Source organism: Nonomuraea lactucae (assembly GCF_003313395.1).
Classification (GTDB): Bacteria; Actinomycetota; Actinomycetes; order Streptosporangiales; family Streptosporangiaceae; genus Nonomuraea; species Nonomuraea lactucae.
Genome location: NZ_QNFZ01000460.1, coordinates 1 through 1,176, shown reverse-complemented (window position 1 = coordinate 1,176; position 1,176 = coordinate 1). Strand labels below are relative to the sequence as shown.

At 75.9% G+C, this 1,176-nt stretch carries 2 protein-coding genes; both read right to left on the bottom strand.

The features are described 5' to 3' along the window. Positions 1-476 (bottom strand): AraC family ligand binding domain-containing protein (locus DQW85_RS22655; protein WP_240197360.1); only part of this gene is annotated, 476 nt, incomplete at its 3' end. Continuing rightward, positions 473-1,176: hypothetical protein (locus tag DQW85_RS22650; protein WP_420819176.1), on the bottom strand; the 704-nt coding region annotated here is incomplete at its 5' end. The genes DQW85_RS22655 and DQW85_RS22650, both read right to left, overlap by 4 nt.

The window sequence follows — 1,176 nt, the reverse complement described above, 5'->3', positions numbered from 1 at the left end:
GTGGAGGCCGCGAGGTCGTCGCCGTGCTCGGCCGCCAGGTGCGCCCGGCCGAGCAGCGCGGCGACCGCGGGGTCGCGCACCACCTGCTCCGGGAAGAACCGCGTCGAGCGGGCCCGGCCGGCGGCGCCGACCTCGTCGGCGATCCCGGCGAGCGCCTCCACCGACGGGTAGAGCATCCGGTAGGACCAGCCGCCGGGCACGCCCGCGTGCCCGGTGTGCACGGTGTCGGGGTTCACCAGGACCAGCTCGCCCGCCCCCGCCCGGTGCACCTCGCCGCGGTAGTCGAACTCCTCGACGCCGTCCAGCACGAGCCCGATCGCGTAGCCGTCGTGGACGTGCCGGGAGAAGCGGTGGGTGACGTAGCGGGCCTTGAGCAGGTCCACCTCCGGCACCGCCGGGTGCCGCCAGAAGCTCGCCCGCTCCGTCGCGTTGCCCGCCTCTCGCGCCACCGCGCGCCCCGCTCCGCCGTCTCTCATCGGGGGCTGAAGGTCCTGGCGAACGTGTCGAAGTAGTGGCGGTCGATCCGCCAGCGGTCGTGGGAGGTCTCCCAGTAGAGCGCGTACGGCCGGCCGTCGGCGGTGCGGAACCCGCGGTTGATCACGTGGATGACCGTGCCGCCGCGCTGCCTGGTGAACTCCCAGTCGGCCGCGGGGCGGCCCAGATAGGTGATGGGGTCGATGGCGATGCGCCGGTAGGCCGTGAACTCACCCCTGTCCAGGATCTCCTTCTCCAGGGCCTCCCAGTGCCGCACGGGGTCGGTCCAGGGCCGCTCCGCGACGGTCCATTCCACGATCAGCGCGCCGGGCGTGCCGGGGCCGCGCACCGTGACGCTGTCGCGCGTGGCGCTCTTGACGGCCCGCCAGCCGGGCGGGACGGCGATCGAGAACCGCCCGGCCGCGCTGGTGTGGCTCCGCCAGCCGTCGGGCGGCATCGGCCGCGTCGTGGCCCCGGGAGTCGCTGGATCGCCGGTGGTGGGGTCGCCCGTGGTGGGGCCAGTCGTGGGGTCGCCCGTGGGGACGCCGCTGGACCCGCTGGTGGGTTCGGTGCCGGGTCCTGTGGTGGCAGGCGTGGCGCCGCCGGCCGGGGTCTGGGATGGGGAGGAGCCGCCCCCGAGTGTGGCCGCCCAGTGGGGGGCGAGCAGCGCGCCGCCCGCGACGAGCGCCGCGGCGGCGGTCA